General features: G+C 50.8%; 12 protein-coding genes and 2 pseudogenes. 5 read left to right on the top strand and 9 right to left on the bottom strand.

The window, feature by feature from the left end; translation table 11 throughout:
* Positions 1 to 161: 161 nt before the first annotated feature.
* Positions 162 to 499, bottom strand: a pseudogene (locus tag GOB85_RS10375) (IS630 family transposase); the annotation flags it as partial.
* 218 nt (positions 500 to 717) lie between these two features.
* On the opposite strand from GOB85_RS10375, the gene GOB85_RS10370 reads away from it, so the two are divergent.
* On the top strand, positions 718 to 1,680 hold the full coding sequence (locus tag GOB85_RS10370) for a ribokinase (RefSeq protein WP_173578055.1): 963 nt from the start codon (positions 718 to 720) through the stop codon (positions 1,678 to 1,680).
* 76 nt (positions 1,681 to 1,756) lie between these two features.
* On the opposite strand, the gene rfbF is transcribed toward GOB85_RS10370, so the two are convergent.
* Both rfbF and GOB85_RS10360 read right to left on the bottom strand, forming a co-directional pair.
* A complete protein-coding gene (gene rfbF, locus GOB85_RS10365) occupies positions 1,757 to 2,521 on the bottom strand; it encodes a glucose-1-phosphate cytidylyltransferase (protein WP_173578054.1) in 765 nt (254 codons plus the stop codon).
* A gap of 51 nt (positions 2,522 to 2,572) precedes the next feature.
* Positions 2,573 to 3,628 carry an NAD-dependent epimerase/dehydratase family protein gene (locus GOB85_RS10360; RefSeq protein ID WP_173578053.1) on the bottom strand — a complete coding sequence of 352 codons (1,056 nt, stop codon included), beginning with the start codon at positions 3,626 to 3,628 and terminating at the stop codon, positions 2,573 to 2,575.
* A gap of 504 nt (positions 3,629 to 4,132) precedes the next feature.
* On the opposite strand from GOB85_RS10360, the gene GOB85_RS10355 reads away from it, so the two are divergent.
* From GOB85_RS10355 to GOB85_RS10340, 4 genes are all read left to right on the top strand, one after another.
* On the top strand, positions 4,133 to 4,678 hold the full coding sequence (locus GOB85_RS10355; protein WP_173578052.1) for a dTDP-4-dehydrorhamnose 3,5-epimerase family protein: 546 nt from the start codon (positions 4,133 to 4,135) through the stop codon (positions 4,676 to 4,678).
* A gap of 46 nt (positions 4,679 to 4,724) precedes the next feature.
* The gene (locus tag GOB85_RS10350) at positions 4,725 to 6,011 is read left to right on the top strand and encodes a class I SAM-dependent methyltransferase (protein WP_173578051.1); all 1,287 of its coding nucleotides are present in this window, start codon (positions 4,725 to 4,727) and stop codon (positions 6,009 to 6,011) included.
* Between the two features lie 143 nt (positions 6,012 to 6,154).
* Positions 6,155 to 7,051 (top strand): hypothetical protein, encoded by an 897-nt coding sequence (locus GOB85_RS10345; RefSeq protein ID WP_173578993.1) that lies wholly within the window; start codon positions 6,155 to 6,157, stop codon positions 7,049 to 7,051.
* 143 nt (positions 7,052 to 7,194) lie between these two features.
* On the top strand, positions 7,195 to 8,304 hold the full coding sequence (locus GOB85_RS10340) for a glycosyltransferase family 2 protein (RefSeq protein ID WP_173578166.1): 1,110 nt from the start codon (positions 7,195 to 7,197) through the stop codon (positions 8,302 to 8,304).
* A 25-nt stretch (positions 8,305 to 8,329) separates the two neighbouring features.
* Here the strand turns inward: GOB85_RS10340 and GOB85_RS10335 are convergent.
* The 6 genes and pseudogenes from GOB85_RS10335 to GOB85_RS10310 form a co-directional block, all read right to left on the bottom strand.
* A pseudogene (locus tag GOB85_RS10335) lies at positions 8,330 to 8,922 on the bottom strand (IS5 family transposase); the annotation flags it as partial.
* Positions 8,923 to 9,059: 137 nt separating this feature from the next.
* A complete protein-coding gene (locus tag GOB85_RS10330; RefSeq protein ID WP_242011438.1) occupies positions 9,060 to 10,421 on the bottom strand; it encodes a DUF4910 domain-containing protein in 1,362 nt (453 codons plus the stop codon).
* A 31-nt stretch (positions 10,422 to 10,452) separates the two neighbouring features.
* Positions 10,453 to 11,382: a hypothetical protein gene (locus tag GOB85_RS10325; RefSeq protein WP_173578167.1), complete on the bottom strand. Its 930-nt coding sequence runs from the start codon at positions 11,380 to 11,382 to the stop codon at positions 10,453 to 10,455.
* A 55-nt stretch (positions 11,383 to 11,437) separates the two neighbouring features.
* Positions 11,438 to 12,031 carry a nicotinamide riboside transporter PnuC gene (gene pnuC / locus GOB85_RS10320; protein WP_173578168.1) on the bottom strand — a complete coding sequence of 198 codons (594 nt, stop codon included), beginning with the start codon at positions 12,029 to 12,031 and terminating at the stop codon, positions 11,438 to 11,440.
* A 125-nt stretch (positions 12,032 to 12,156) separates the two neighbouring features.
* On the bottom strand, positions 12,157 to 13,308 hold the full coding sequence (locus GOB85_RS10315; protein ID WP_173578169.1) for a phosphotransferase enzyme family protein: 1,152 nt from the start codon (positions 13,306 to 13,308) through the stop codon (positions 12,157 to 12,159).
* A gap of 111 nt (positions 13,309 to 13,419) precedes the next feature.
* Entirely contained in the window at positions 13,420 to 15,681 is a 2,262-nt protein-coding gene (locus tag GOB85_RS10310) for a TonB-dependent receptor (protein ID WP_338421755.1), read from the bottom strand.
* Between the last annotated feature and the right edge of the window lie 115 nt (positions 15,682 to 15,796).

The raw sequence follows: 15,796 nt of genomic DNA, 5'->3' as shown, positions 1-15,796 counted from the left end.
CCTCCCGGGAGCAACAGTATCATGGCATGCAGAAAACGCATGCATCTTTTCTGACGTTCTGAAAGAACGTGATTTGATGGGCCTGATAGCTTTGAAGAACAGAGACTGCTGACCTGTTATACGTGACATTGCGCTCATGATGAGACGGTCAGTCGTTTGCCCTGTCCGATGGTGAGTTCCTTTGCGCGGCCTTTCAGATGTTGGTGCCGTTGCCATTGTGTCCGCTGCCGCGCGACATCCGGACGATCCTGCTCCGCGGCCCCGAGCGTTTTTTGAAGCTGAGCTTCTCGTCGTGGACGAACGTCCGGACTGAGCGGTAGTCAGCCCTGAGGCCGCGGTCGCCCGGTTCCCCAACCAGGCCGCGCAAGGTAAAATCGTGCGTGACGCATTGCCGGATCAGCCTGTCCCGATGCGCACCAGCAAGCCGTCGCGGTTTGCTGCCACCAGTTTTATCGGGGGCAACACTGCCGCTCCGACGAACACGCTGCACCCATCGGATTCAGAATCAACACATCACGCTCTAATGCTCATGTTGCACCGCATTTCTACAAGCGTTTCATCCTTTGCAGAGCGGCGACCTGCGCACAGATCCTGAACTCCGCGAAACAGCAGGTCGCAGAATTCAAAAGCGACTTCCCGGTGGACTGACGGCACAGTTCTGACAGCTAAGATTTGCTGATAAGAGACTGACTATCTTAATGACGAGGATGGTCGGATATGTCGGATGCATTGCCCCTGATACTTTCATTCGGAAGTGTAAATGTCGATGTGACTGCACGAGCACGTCATCTTCCGCTTCCAGGCGAGACTGTGCATGCTGAAAGTTACTGCATCGGCCTGGGCGGCAAAGGAGGAAACCAGGCAGCAGCGGCAGCACGGCTCGCCCGATCACTCCCGCTTCGTTCGGCCCTGATCGGGCGCGTTGGCGTTGATGCGTTCGGCACACAGGCGCGCGAAGAACTTGCCAGATTTGGAGTTGATCTTTCTGGCCTGCTGAACGATCCGAATTTTCCTACCGGACTGGCGCTTATCGTAGTGGATCAGCAAACCGGAGAGAATAGCATTACTGTTGCCGGGGGCGCGAACATGGCCGTGGATGCTACGGATATTGTGCGCACCGACAATCTCTTTTCAGAAGCATCAGTTTTGCTGCTTCAGCTTGAAATCCCGCTGGCAACTGTTCTCGCTGCGGCAAGACGTGCCAGGCATTCCGGAGCGCATGTGGTGCTTGATCCGGCCCCGGCACCTGAAGGTGACTTACCCGAAGAATTGTGGGGGTTAATTGACGTTATTACTCCTAACGAGGGTGAGACATTTGCCCTTACCGGAGTAAATCCGGAAACTCCGCAAGACGCTGCCCGGGCAGCAGCTTTATTGCTTAATCGTGGTGTTAAAACCGCTGTGGTGAAAATGGGAGCAAAGGGTGTCTGGTGGCAGGATGAAATGACAGGTGGTTTCGTTTCTCCTTTCCCTGTTATCCCTCTCGACACCGTTGCCGCAGGGGATTGCTTCAATGCTGGTCTGGCAACTGGCCTGGCTCAGGGGCACAGCCTGGCAGAGGCCACGCGGATTGCCGCCGCGTGCGGAGCACTTGCGACAACACGCACGGGAGCGGCTCAGGCAGCTCCGGAATGGGACGAGGTTATTGCACTTCTGAAGCGCCATCCGGAAAACACATAAACCAACTCATGCGGCCTTCTGAACAGACCGTGTCCCGCAAAGGCGGCTTGCCGGAACATATGGAGACAGCGGCGGGCTACCATACCTTCCATGGCGCTTGTCCTGCGGTCCAGAGCTGATCCAGGTGGCGTTTATCACGAAGCGTATCCATCGAATACCAGAACCCTTCATGTGCAATGGCCATCAGTTCTTTGTCCTCCGCCAGCTTTTCAAGCGGCCCACGTTCAAAAACTGTCGTGTCGTCCTCTAAGTAATCGAATACGCCAGGAGAAAGCACAAAAAAGCCACCATTTACAAGTCCTTTCCCTTCAGGTTTTTCATGGAATTCCATGACTTTACCATCACGAATGTCCAGCGAGCCAAAGCGGGCTGGAGGACTTACGGCAGTCACGGTACTGATTTTGCCATGCGACTGATGAAAACGAATGGTGTCGGCAATATTAAGATCAGTGACACCATCGCCATAGGTCAGGCAAAAATCTCCATCCCGGAGATGATCTTTCAGCCGCAACAGGCGACCACCCGTCATCGTATCGATGCCCGTATCAACAAGTGTAACTTTCCACTGATCTGTATTTTTTCTGAGTGTAGTCACAGTATTGGAGGAAAGATCAACTTCGATATCTGACGAATTTGTATAATATTCTACAAAATATCGTTTTATCATGTCTGCTTTGTATCCAAGAGGGATAACAAAGTCGTTTATACCGTAATTGGCATAGATTTTCATGATATGCCAAAGTATTGGCTTTCCGCCGATCTCAACCATCGGCTTAGGACGTGCTTCAGTTTCCTCCATGAGACGGGTACCATACCCTCCGGAAAGAATGACTGCTTTCATCTCGATATCCCTGGTTATGATTACAAATAACAGGCAGAGAAGACTGCTGTTTTAGTGAATGAACTCGTCCGGAGCCGTCCATCGCAGTTCTTCGTCGAGTATGCCCGCACCGATAAAACCGGTGAGAGTGCGAAGTCTGATCAGACTTTCTGGTGGCTGACCAGATCGCAGAATGCCGGATTTCCGTATTCCATCTACGAGACCGTTAATTGTTTCGGAAAGCGATATCCGCGGAAGATGTTCCGGTGCCAGTCGTTCGAGCAGCGAAAAATCGACCTTGTAAGACCTTTTGTCTGGCTGCGCGTCATGATTGATATGGACTTCAGTGCCCGGAACAGCATCGGCCACGGCTTCTGCAAGCTCTTTTACCGTATAATTCCCACGATTTATTCCTGCATTTACTACAAGAAAATGCTCGCCTGATCTTGTTATTGCCCACTCCATGATGCGAGCCATATCTCTTACATCAATCAAAGGACGCCATGGCGTTCCGTCACTCAGCACTGATATCCTGCCCGATCCCAGCGCAGCCGCAACAAAATCGTTCAGCACAAGGTCAAGCCGAAGACGACCGGAAAATCCGCATGCCGTCGCGAAACGAAGGCAGGATATGGCCATTTTTTCAGATTTTATCTGCGCCAGTTGTTCTTCCGCAGCCACCTTGGATCTGGCGTATGCCGTCAGAGGATTGACATCGTCATGTTCGGTTCTGGCGAGACCTGACGCCGCGCCATAAACACTGCAACTCGATGCCAGCACAAAATGTTTTACACCCGCTTTTGCCGCCAGATCGGCCGCCAGAATGCAGCATGCTCTGTTCACCGTATCCGTCAGATGAGCAAATTGCTTTCCCATCGGATCGTTTGAAATCGCAGCAAGATAAATTACGGCATCCACACCTCCGAAAAATGCAGGCGTCAGATCCCGTACATCACCAAAAAGCTGTTCATCAAGAAACGTCTCCGGCACCCGGCCATTACCAGTCAGACAATGTGCGAATAATGCACTGTCAAAACCGGACAAACGCGCATCAGGGAACCTGTCACGCATGTATTGGCTAACAGCTGATCCTACATAACCCATGTTTCCAAGAATCAGGATATGCATGCGGCACCCTTTCCGGATGTCTCTGTTGAGGCAAGGAACAAAACGGATTAACCGTTATTATTTATACTATTGGCGCACACGATCCTGCTACAAAAGCAACAGAATATTTCTGGTCTGGAAAAAAAGCATTGTGACCACCATTGTTTTTCTTTTCTGAAAGGTCACCCTATCTATCTCACGACACATACCGGGATCGCTTTACACATTCGCGTGATCAGACAAAGACGACAGAGACAATTCTTGCAGATCATCAGGCGGCATGTGGCATATGTGTGAAACAGGGGAAGAACTACCTTCCGGCTGAAATAAGGTATCCTGTCATGAGATCTGCTGCGTTCTGCCCCAATACGACGCAATCAGACCTTACCTGGCTTTCTATCTGGCGTCCTGCCGGGGAACTACTGAACAAAAACGGATCTTTGCATATTTGTGAAGTGTCTGATCTGACGATTAACTCTGTATTTTTCAACTTTCTCACTTCAGGGAATGCTTCTGGAAACGCCCATGCTGTTTGAACCGACGGTGATTGAAGGCATGTGGAAAATACGCATTGAGAGACAAACCGATGAACGCGGCTCGTTTGGCCGCATCTTCTGTGAAGATATATTTCGTGAGAGAGGCCTGACGGCGCGGTTTTTACAGATCAGTAGCTCTCGTACAATAAAAAAGGGAACGATACGTGGCATGCATCTTCAGCGTTCTCCGTCTTCGGAAGTAAAGCTCGTTCAATGTATCAGTGGTGCAATACATGACGTAGTGTGTGATGTGAGGGTGAATTCACCAACTTACCTTGCTAAAGCTGAAATCGTTCTTGAAGAATCTGACGATGTGCTGCTTTATATCCCCGAAGGTTGCCTTCACGGTTATCAGACGCTCCGACCTGATTCGGAAGTCTATTATTCCATTTCCGCCCGTTACGATCCTGCAAGCGCATGCGGAGTGCGTTACGACGACCCGACTTTCGATATAAAATGGCCGTTGACTCCGGTTTGTCTGTCTGACCGGGATCTGAGTTTCCCCAATTATACGAATAACTTCTTCGGAGACTGAAATCCTTATCTGACTTTGTGTAACCCATAAAAATAAGGAAATAGCGATGTATAGTTCGCAAATACTGGATTGCGCGACGGCTCAGAGTCAGGATGCAGAACCGGATCACGGCCCTTGCCGTCTCTGTGGAGAACGTCTGAAAACAACGGTCGTGGATCTTGGGGTATCGCCGCTGGCGAACGCGTTCATCAGCCGGAAAAGCAGGAACAGGATGGAAGCATTCTATCCTCTGCATGCAATGATCTGTGACTCCTGCCACCTTGTTCAGCTTGAAGAATTCGAGTCGCCACAGGAGATATTTCGCGATTACCTTTATTACTCTTCTTATTCCACAAGCTGGCTGAAGCATGCAGAAGCCTATGTTGCGCAGCAAATAACACGTTTTAATCTTGATGCTTCGTCGCTCATAGTGGAAATAGCCAGCAATGACGGTTACCTCCTTCAGTATGCACAGGAGAGAGGTGTAAAGGTTCTTGGTATAGAACCGGCGTCAACCGTAGCCGAAGTAGCAATAGGAAAAGGAATCAGAACTGAAATTGCTTTTTTTGGCGAAGAAACAGCTGAGCGCCTGAAGGATTGCGGTGTTCAGGCCGATCTGATGGTAGCAAACAACGTCCTGGCGCATGTTCCCGACCTTCATGACTTTCTTCAGGGATTTTATGTCCTTCTGAAGAAGGATGGTGTTGTGACGTTTGAGTTCCCGCATCTGATGCGGTTATTGCAGGAAACACAATTTGATACGATTTATCATGAGCACTTTTCCTATCTTTCCCTGCGAACGGTAAGCCAGGCTCTTCAGCAGCATGGCCTGAGAGTCTTCGACGTTGAAGAATTGCCGACCCACGGAGGTTCACTCAGAGTGTACGCAACGCATGATGAAAGTGAAAAACACCCGACTCAGATCTCTGTTGGCGAATTGCTGCATCGCGAACTTGCCGCAGGACTTGAAGATATGAAAACATATAAAGATTTTGCTGAACGGGTCGTGCAGATTAAGGAAAATCTCGTAGAGTTTCTGATCAATGCTAAACGGGCGGGTCAGAAAATCGTCGCGTATGGCGCTCCGGCAAAGGGTAATACGCTTTTGAATTTCTGTGGAATTGGTCCGGAATTTATTTCTTTTACGACCGATATGAACCCCCATAAGCAGCAAATGTTACTTCCAGGTTCCAGAATTCCGATCATGCCACCCGAGGAAATACGACATAGCCGACCGGATGCTGTGGTTATCCTTCCATGGAATCTGAAAGACGAGATTATGCCGCAGCTTGCTTATATTCGCGAATGGGGAGGACGTTTTGTTTTGCCGATTCCAGATCTGCACGTTTTGTAGATATTGATATCCGCAAAAATATATGAATGAACTGCGTAAAATTTACGTAATTATCAATATCCTCTGATTGTTCGGTAACTATTTGAAATAATAGAACCGTATGTTCTGGCATTCTCTTTCTCTTTCGGAAAATCAGGTGTGACGTGAGCGAAAACAATTTCGAGGTCAGACGTTTTGGCACTCTCTGGTATGGAGGCCGACTGAGTGCGGTCGAATGTGCCTGTGCACATTCACTGGTCAGGCAAGGAGTGCCACTGACATTATTTTCATATAATGCGATCGACAATATACCGGATGGTATTGAGATCAGGGATGCTGAGAAGATAGTTCCACGGCATATGACATCACGATTTATTCTGAATGGCTCGCCTCATCCTGGTCATTTTTCCGATTACTTCCGTTACAACATGATTCTCAGAACCGACATGACGTGGATAGACCTTGACATGGTGGCTCTGAAGAAAATTCAGGGAAACTGGAAAAATAATATTGTCGTAAAAGAAGAAGGTGGGGGGATTAACGGTGCGATATTATACATATCATCGAAAAATATACTGGAGTACCTGATTTCGGAAACAACACTCCTGATGGATAAAAATCTTCGATGGGGAGAAACAGGACCGCTTTTGCTCGATAAAATGATCAGGAAGTTTCATGAGGATATAGAGCTTTCGGAGGCCTCCTCATTCTACCCCATTGACCACACTGATATTTATAAAATTTTCCTTCCTGAATTTTTGGAGTGGTGTCATCGAAAGACTTCACATGCAGAGACAATACATCTTTTCAATAATATTTTAACGAAAATTGGTCTCTGGAAAGAGATCGCTCCTCCTCGTGGCAGTTTTTTTGCAGAAATTATTGAACAGACCGGTGGTATGAAGTTCTTCCGTGACCAGTATCCGGAAGATGTTATGAAAAATATGATACGCAACTACTGTATGAGACTTAGCGGAGCCGACCTCGGAATCAAGAACATTACTCGACAGGCTCTTCCAGGACTGTTGCGAACCTACAGGCACTACAGACCACGACCATAAGATTAATCATACTGACAAAATCGGGTTTACCCACATTTTCGGTCTGAACGATTTTATATTCAGCGACGTTACTTCTTTAGATTTAGCCGTGTTTCCGGTGGTCGGATGATTCAGCTCCGAAACCAGAAAAGAGAGAAACGAACATGCCCCCACCTATGATTTCCATTATAATAGCGAATTATAACTACGGAGAGTTTATAAGAGAGGCTATAGAAAGCGTTCTCTGGCAAGACTGGCCGTTAAAAGAAATAATAGTGATTGATGACGGATCGACAGATGATTCACGCTCAAAGATAATGTTTTTTGGTGATGAAATTCTTGCTGTTTTCACGGAAAACCATGGTCAAAGATGTGCTAATAATTTGGGGTTTTCTTTATCGCATGGAGATATAATAGTATTTCTGGATGCCGATGATATTCTTTTGCCGGGATTTTTAAGTGAGATTGTCGCCGCATGGAATGGGAATGTTAGTAAAATTCAGGTTCTTGTTCAACGCGCCAACAGGAATGGTCTTCCCGCTGGCAATATAATGCCTAAAATCAACGGGATGCTTCATCCGACCCAGATCCACACGTGGAGTCAGAAATTTCTTGAATATCCGACTCCGCCAGGTTCGGGAAATGCCTGGTCGCGAAAATTTCTTGATCAGATATTCCCGCTTGGTGACGAATGCGATTCCTCCACGGATTCTACATGTATCGCCATGGCACCCTATTTTGGCGACGTTGTTACAATTGCAATACCCCTTGTACTTTATCGTATGCATGGTTCTAACGACAGCAATATGACGATTTCTGACAGTGTTTACAGTCGCGAAGTCGGAAGGGCTATAAAGCGATTTGAATCCGTGCAGAGAGCCTGTGTTATAGTAAACCAGACAGTTCCGAAAATTGATATTCTGTTTCGTGGAAGCCATCTGTTGCAATTAAGAATTGCATCAATGCGACTGACACCGTCGCTGCACCCCCTGAAAAATGATAGCATGGGCCAGGCATTAATAAATGCGTTGAAAATTCCTTTCTGCCCGAGTTTTGAAACTTTTTCATTTCGGATAATGATTACCATATGGTGTCTTTTAACTGCATTTTCTCCACTACGAGTGGCACGGATATTAATCCGGAAAAGATTTTATAGTTCCTCTGTTGTGCAGAAGAAAAACGTGTGGGCAAATAAATTTAAAAGTGTTTTGAATATTATTCGTCCGGCGACCATTGGAAATGACCATCATGCGGTTCCAGGTTCAGGTCCCTGATTTTTTATTATAAGCAGAGATAGGATGCGGATCGCAGTTTATCACAGGCATAGCCACCATCGGCGAAAATGTGGCGCAGCCAAGGAAAGCGTCTGTGTATTTCGCCAGGACATCGACAGCCCCCACGATCCTGAATGTCGGCGGCATGAATCAGAAGGAAGATCAGAAGGCCACAGGTATCGGTCACGAATGGCGCTTGCGCCCTTTGACATTCCTGCCCGCGTCGTAGCCTGCAATCCCGCTACTTTCCGTGGTTTTTACCGACTGGCTGTCAATCACTCCCGCGCCCTGGGAGGCTTCACGCCCATCGATCCCGCGCAGATTCATGACCAGCACTGTGTTCAGTGCCCCGAACAGCCCGGCATCACGCCACGCGTAAAAGTAGCGTCGGATGGTCGTGACCGGTGGAAAGCATCCCGGCAGCAGATGCCGTGCACACCCGCCTGAGGCAATACAGAGCATCGCATTCACGACCTCACGCCTGTCTGTCGTCCGGGTGTTTTGCCGGAGGCACGAAGGGAGCAACCAGTGCCCATTCGGCATCCGTCATCTCCGTTGGATAGCGTAGTCCCCCTCCCGGCTATGTTCGCGGCGGGCAATACCAGTCCATGCCACCATTCACTCCAATCTCTCTGCAAAGACGGATGAATCACAACAGGTTGATAGTGTTCAAAAACTTTCGGGACAGGCTCTGAGATTGCAGATATCTCGCGCATAACGAAAACGCTATATAAGCGTGTTGCATATGAGGTGTTTCAGACTGCCGCCGGGAATTGATGAATATCAAGAAGGTCTGCTTTTTCCAGTATTCCGGTAGCAAGTATAATTGTCTGCAATGATTTTCCTGACTGTCGTGCCATATCAAAAAGAGAGTGATGACCATCGGAGAGATTGAGAACCCAGAGGATACTCATCTGATCAGGCCAGTCCGCATCATCTTCAGTAATATCAGGCGGAGCGGCGGGGAGTGGATAAAGGCCGCGACGCCCCAGCTGCGGTTCACCAAAAGGGTATCTGCTGACAGGGTAAAAATCATTCTCCAGCATCGAGATAAATCTGGCGATGAAATTATAGGATTTCAGGAGCGCAACGGGCTGGACAAAATCCAGATTGTCCGCTGAGGTATGATATTCCGGGAACATGCCGTTCGGAGAACGCATGAGGCATCCCACTGGCAGATTGAAACCGGGCGAACAATACTGTCTTTCGTCGTATCCATAAGGCTCAAATTCCCGCACGCTTGCATCCGGTTCTTTTTCGATAAGCCATTCCAGATATCGATTGGTTGAGGCATCCTCATTACGGGATTTTTTGTAGGTCAGCCCTCCTTTGTCTCCCAGGCAGCTTAAAACCAGACCGTTCCGGATTTTTTGTGTATTGCCAATATTCTTAGCAAGCCAGGCAATCGCTCCGATTGTACCAGGAACAAAGACAAAACGATATGAAAAATGCAGATGATCCGTTGCCTGGAGGGTACGGATCAGTTCGATTGCGATTGCGATTGAACTGAGATTATCGTTAGCGAGGGATGGATGGCAGCAATGCACGGAGAAAAATATCTCCTCATCGGACCGGCCGGCGATAAGCACTTCACCATATGTGAGGTGACCAGGTTCCAGTGAAGCATCGATATCAATATCATATTCAGGATCTGTAAGAGAGGCTTTCTGATTTTCAGAAACGCAGAAGCCCCAGTTTCGGATGTAATAACTCGTTTTATAAGGAATCAGATCCGGTTGTTCCGGAAGACTGAACAGGTGCCCGAACAAAACCTCCTTTGAGACCCGACCGTGAAATGGTACGCTATACTGAAGAATGTGCAGATTTGACGCGGCCAGATCCACGACAATATCGCCGTTACATGTTCTGATTGTGGCCGCTTTTACGTTCCATTCGTCGGGGATGTTCCAGTCCAGAACCGGAGTGCCCGACGGAATGTCAACAGTAATGAACTCCCTGGTTCTTTCAGAGATGTAATCAAGCGTCTGCCTTATTCCCTCTCCTGTGATGCTACGCAGTATGGGGAACAGGGCTTCAACATGCCTGAATAAGGCATCTGGTGACGTCGCGCGGCGAAGTTCCGGATAAAGCCGTGGGTTGAGCATACGGGAATTCATTTCTGGTCTCACTCGATGTCGCAGTCCGCCATTATGAATGGCGTGGATTGGGCCGGTTACCGCGCAGTTTTTGTTCCAGCAGTCCGGACAGCTTTCTGGCCCGGGCGATCAGTGCTGCGTAAAGACGCTGCCCGTAAAGCGACGCGGGGAAACGGCGGAGTGTTTTATGAAAATTACTCATCGGGTTAAAGAACCGTCCTGGACGTCCTTCGTAGCGTATGACGCTTGCCAGATAGCGTTCGACATCAAGAACCGGATGCAGGAACTGCTGTTCCTTCATCTGGTCGATGTCTCCTTCGAATAAAGGAGGATAATGCGAGAAAAAATCAGCTTTACCGTAGCGGGAGAGCTGTGCAAGCGAGAGATCACTTGCACGAAGTTCGGTCCCCATAAAGAGTTCTGCGTGCGGCCAGACCTTTATATCGCCAAAATTCAGCCTGTCGGAGAGGAACAGCCGGCGTGAGAAGAGTTCCGCAACTGCTCTTCGGGAGAATATAGAAAATGGAAAATATGTCTTTTCGACATCTTCTTTTAAATATACACCCTCAATACTGTAGAGATAATCACAATCATGAAAAGGATCATCAACTGTCTTTGCTATGACATCCTTTTTTTCCTGCGCGACCTCCAGCATCAGAGCCGGGAGATCGGCCTGCACGACGACATCGTATTCCCAGAGAATGTAATAGTCATAATCCGGGAACAGGCTGGTATAATAATAGAGCGGATAGTCAGCATTATACCAGGTGCTGTCACCTTCTATGCCTGAGGCCAGACCCAGTTTCCTGAAATCTGATACCTGGAAGGTGACAAATGGCAGGCCGTCTATGGGAGGGCATAATCCGTTTGTGTTATTGGCGAGAATCACGATCTCAAACGGACTGCTATCTCTCGCTTTTATAAACTGACGAAAGACAAAATCATCCCAGACGTGGGTTCGGAACAGGATTACACAGCGCATAGGCTTTGCTCCATGACCGTGACTGTCATCCCGATCTTCTGCGCAGGATTATCACTCAGGGAATCCTGGAAAGTCCATTTTTATTTGTATGTCGTTCTCTGACAGAGCGCCAGTTAAGGGCACCGTAGAGAGCCAGGGCGTCGAACATCGCATACAGACCTGCAGTCAGATCATTCTGACGATACAGGAAAACAAGCGTATAGGCGGCATCGACCGCAATCCAGAGATACCAGTTTTCAATATGACGCCTGGCCGACCAGAATGAGGCGAGCAGGCTGAAGCAGGTTAGCGTGGCGTCGATCCATGGCAGGGGATCATCAGTCCAGACAGCCATTGCAGCACCGAGAGCGAGCGATGAGAGTGTTGCCGCGGCAACTCCGGTAGTCAGGGAGGTCGAAGGAAGGGGGATGACCTGGATTGCCCCCGTCCCTTCGCTGCGAGCGCGGGTCCAGTTTTTCCAGCCGTAGATCTGGACGATGACGTAGACGCCCTGGAGCACCATATCGTCATAAAGCTTCCACACGAAGAACAGACGGGCGTAAAGCAGGACGGCTACGATGCCGACGGGCCAGCAGAGCATATTGCGGCGCGCGGTCAGCCAGACACCGAGCACGTTGATAACAACAGCGGCAACTTCAAGGGGAGACATATCGTCTGACTTTGCATGTTTGCTGCGTCATTGAAATTGCCGGTTCGTCTGGCTGGCGTGTAGTCCTGATCACGTCGTTCCTTTATCGCATGCGGATTGCGCCTTATGATGTTGCTTTGAGTTTTTCAAGCTGTCTGCCTTGCAAGTTCATTGAGATGACTGAGTAATTTTTTACCGCCTTCCTGGCGGAACCAGTCAGCGTGGCCGAGAAGATAGAGGTCGTAAGCGATGAGAGCATCAGTTTCATTCGACAGGATTCCGGCGAAATATTCGATTTCGCTCAGCGCAAAATCAGCGTGAACCAGTGGGAGCAGGGCACTTACTTTATTGAGTGCTTCATTACTGAGAGGAGTGACGGACGAGTATCCATGCAGAAGGGCATCGAGTTGTTCGAGGTTACAGACTGGTGGCGTCCCGCGTTCGGCATCAAGCCAGGAAATCAGATTCCGTTCGATCGCTGTTGCAAGATCAAAAAGGGCGAAAGTCTGGTCGGAAAGACCGAAATCCAGGATTGTCGTGACGGTGCTGGCTTCTCCGGGTGAGGACCAGAGCAGGTTTGAGGCGTGCCAGTCACCGTGGGTCCGGAGTGATGGTTCGTTCCGGAGCAAAGCGAATGCTTTCGGGTGGAACGGATCGATCAGTCGTTCGCGGATGTCGGCTTTCCAGGGACGGCCAGTGAGGAAACGGGCCAGAGCTGGCCGGCCCTGGAGTTCTGCTGCGAGAGTGTCCAGCGGGGTGGCTGTTCCGAAGATGCGGTAATTGGCAACGAGCAGTCTGGTGTGACGTGGCGGAGCGTGAAAATCTGCGGCTGCTTTATGCAGATTTGCCAGCATTGTGCCGGCGGCAAAAGCGTGGGCGGGACAGCGGAAAGCGGTCCAGGAGGGACTGTCGCGGTAAAGATCGAGACCCCTGCCCGCCTGATGGACTTCATAGGTCCAGATATCGTCGGCAACGGATGTTTCACCGTCCTGTGTTTTGAGAATATCTGCAACAGGCAGGTGTTTTTTCCGGAGATGGTCGATGAATTTATGTTCTTCGGCGAGATCGCTGATGCTGCGGACACTCTGGTGGTGGCGTTTTACGAAGAGGATGCCGCGGGTCGTTCTGACCTCGGCGGCTGCGGAGAACGGACGGGGGCTATGCCAGAGAATGTGTTGCGGCACCCCGGCTGTCGGGAATTGTGCGAGAACACGTTGCAGCTCAGGCATTCGGATTCCGGGCCAGTCCGGGAGTTTCAGTTCGTTGCCCAGACCATGTGCGTAATGGGTATTGCTCATGTCGGGTTACCGAAGATGATTCGGTGCGTGGTCACCTCTTCCGGTTGGAGAGAATTGTGGTCCGGGAGAAGGAGAAGCATGAAATCTGTCCGGGCGAGGGATGAGGAGCATTCAGAAGCCAGTGGAGGCCGTGAACAGGGCGGCGAACCCGCCTCCGACGTAATAATCAGGTGCACTGCCTGAGATTGTCGTGCCGTAGCGGCCTGTTGTATCACGGGCGTTCATGGTGGGGCTGGCCACGCCGGACAGGTAGTGTTCGTTGGTGATGTTGACGAAGTTCATGCGCAGGGTCGGGGCGTGCAGATGCACGGCGTCGGAGAAGCGGTATCCGATGGCAAGATCGCCCGTTGTATGATCGGATATGCGTTCGTCATTCATGAACGTTGCGAACTGATGGCCGGTGTAATGGAGTGTCGCGACGCCGAAAAAATGTCCATCATCGTAACTGAGGCCTGCGGCAGCCTGGAGCGAAGGGCTTCGGACAGCGATTTTACCTCTGGTGGGGAGAAGGTCACCGCCTGACGCGATATCGTTGTCAATCGTGGCGTGCAGATATTCACCTGAGACGTAGGGGCTTAGATGGTGCCAGGGACGGGTGCCTATTTCAACGTCCACGCCGCGCGAGGTCTGACCGCCACCGTTGATGGTGGACTGGATGATGGCGCCATTTTGCGAAACGAGTGTGGAAATCTGGCGGTTTGTAAAATTATAGTTGAACAGGGTGAGACTGCCGATGATCCAGGTTCCGGTCCGGCGATAGCCCAGTTCTTCGGAGATTGAATATTCCGGCCTGGTGTCGGGCGTGGCGGCAACGCTGATGGCGCCGCTCGACGGGTCATAGGTGTTGTAGAAGGCAGTCTCATCGGGAGCGCGAAAGTTTGTTGTGGCGTTGAGGAAGATCTGATTCGCATCATTGATGCGCCAGCGCATGCCGAGGCGGGGCAGCGGTTCGGCATAGCTGGCATTGGAGCGGTATTGAGGGCCGGGGACGTCGTTGGTGCCGTTGCGGGTGAGCATGACCATTTTGAATCCGGCGTCGACAACCAGCCGGTCGTGCAGAAAGGACATATGGTCGCCTGCATAAAGAGCGTTTGTCTGTGAAATGGTGTGATCGCTGCCGGCCAGCAAAGGCTGGCCGTCGGAGACGCGAATCAGGGCGGATTGTTTTTCAGCCCAGATGTTGCTCGCGTAGCCGTTCTCACTGACGGTGGTGAAACTCTGCTGCTCTGTATCGTCTGTGTAATCATACCAGTAACCGAGGACGAAATCGTTCCAGGCGAGTTTGTAATGCAGGGCCGTGTTGAAGCCTGAGCGGTAGCTGCGCTGGGTGTAATTGGCGCGGACAGTGGCTTCACCGTCCTGGGCGCCCGGGAGGTTCAGAACGTCCGGAAGAGGCTGCGTGCCGTTATAGAGGCCGGTTTCCGACAATGTGGAGCCACCCGGGACGTTTCCGTAGGCAAGCTGGCTGTAGGGCGTGACGTCCAGAGCGAGGCGATCTGTGAGATGCAGATGCACGGGGGCGCCGACATAGAGCGTGCGTTCGGGGGCTCGCCACAGGCGCCAGTAATCAGTGCCCGCGGCATCGTTGTTACGGTTGTAACGTCCGACGAGGTTATTTGCACCGCCGATGCCGTCCTGTTTCCAGCTTTCGAGTGAAACCTGTGGGTAGTAGCTGGTGATGATACTGGTCCAGGAGCCAAGGATGGCGGCGTGGTTTCCCTGCCCCCATGCTTTGACGAATTTGAAATCAACATGATGTCGGTTGTCGCGACCGGGACCGCGCCAGTTATCGGTAGCGCCATGCGAATAAGAGACGAAGCCCCGAACACCTGAATGACCGATTTCTCCGGTCTCGAAGCGGATAAATTCCCGGTTGGTGTTGTATGAGCCGTAGGAGACGCTGGCGTATCCGCCAGGTTTTTCAGAGGGGTCGATGAAGGACAGGTTCATCAGACCACCGGCGGCATTGAGCACCGGGCTGTCCAGGTCGGCGGAGCCCTGGGCGAGGGCGACTTCCTGATAGTTTTCACTATCGGCGAACTGCGCGGGGTAACCCGCATAGTAGGCAATGTCGTTAAGCGGCATGCCTTCGAGGATGTATCCGAGGGCATCTCCGTTCAGGCCACGCACGCTTATGTTGGTTGACGGGGAAAAGCCGAACGGATCTGTGGTGGAGACGTTGGCGCCGGGCAGCACGGAGGCGAGCTGAAACGCGTTCGCCATGGGGGCCTGTTTGCTGATGTAATCGCGATCGACAGTGCTGACCGAACGGACCTCATCATGGGGACGGATCAGGCCGCCGCCGGGCTGTCGGCCCAGGACGGCATCCGCATTGCCTTTGACCAGGATGGTTTCGGAGGTTCTGGCTGCAATCGCTTTATGGGATATTTCGGACGCGCGACGCTCGGCTTTTCTGGCTGGCACTACTTCTGTGTTTTCAGCGGCTGCAATAGCTGGCTGGCCCGAGAGGCCGACTGTGACCACGCTG

The organism is Acetobacter fallax, from assembly GCF_011516735.1.
Lineage (GTDB): Bacteria > Pseudomonadota > Alphaproteobacteria > Acetobacterales > Acetobacteraceae > Acetobacter > Acetobacter fallax.
Note: the sequence above shows the minus strand (reverse complement) of the source record. Positions and strands in the feature narration are given on the sequence as shown.

Coding starts and splice junctions, on each gene's coding strand:
- GOB85_RS10370 (WP_173578055.1), top strand. CDS start 718: ATGTCGGATGCATTGCCCCTGATACTTTCATTCGGAAGTGTAAATGTC.
- rfbF (WP_173578054.1), bottom strand. CDS start 2,521: ATGAAAGCAGTCATTCTTTCCGGAGGGTATGGTACCCGTCTCATGGAG.
- GOB85_RS10360 (WP_173578053.1), bottom strand. CDS start 3,628: ATGCATATCCTGATTCTTGGAAACATGGGTTATGTAGGATCAGCTGTT.
- GOB85_RS10355 (WP_173578052.1), top strand. CDS start 4,133: ATGCTGTTTGAACCGACGGTGATTGAAGGCATGTGGAAAATACGCATT.
- GOB85_RS10350 (WP_173578051.1), top strand. CDS start 4,725: ATGTATAGTTCGCAAATACTGGATTGCGCGACGGCTCAGAGTCAGGAT.
- GOB85_RS10340 (WP_173578166.1), top strand. CDS start 7,195: ATGCCCCCACCTATGATTTCCATTATAATAGCGAATTATAACTACGGA.
- GOB85_RS10330 (WP_242011438.1), bottom strand. CDS start 10,421: ATGAATTCCCGTATGCTCAACCCACGGCTTTATCCGGAACTTCGCCGC.
- GOB85_RS10325 (WP_173578167.1), bottom strand. CDS start 11,382: ATGCGCTGTGTAATCCTGTTCCGAACCCACGTCTGGGATGATTTTGTC.
- pnuC (WP_173578168.1), bottom strand. CDS start 12,031: ATGTCTCCCCTTGAAGTTGCCGCTGTTGTTATCAACGTGCTCGGTGTC.
- GOB85_RS10315 (WP_173578169.1), bottom strand. CDS start 13,308: ATGAGCAATACCCATTACGCACATGGTCTGGGCAACGAACTGAAACTC.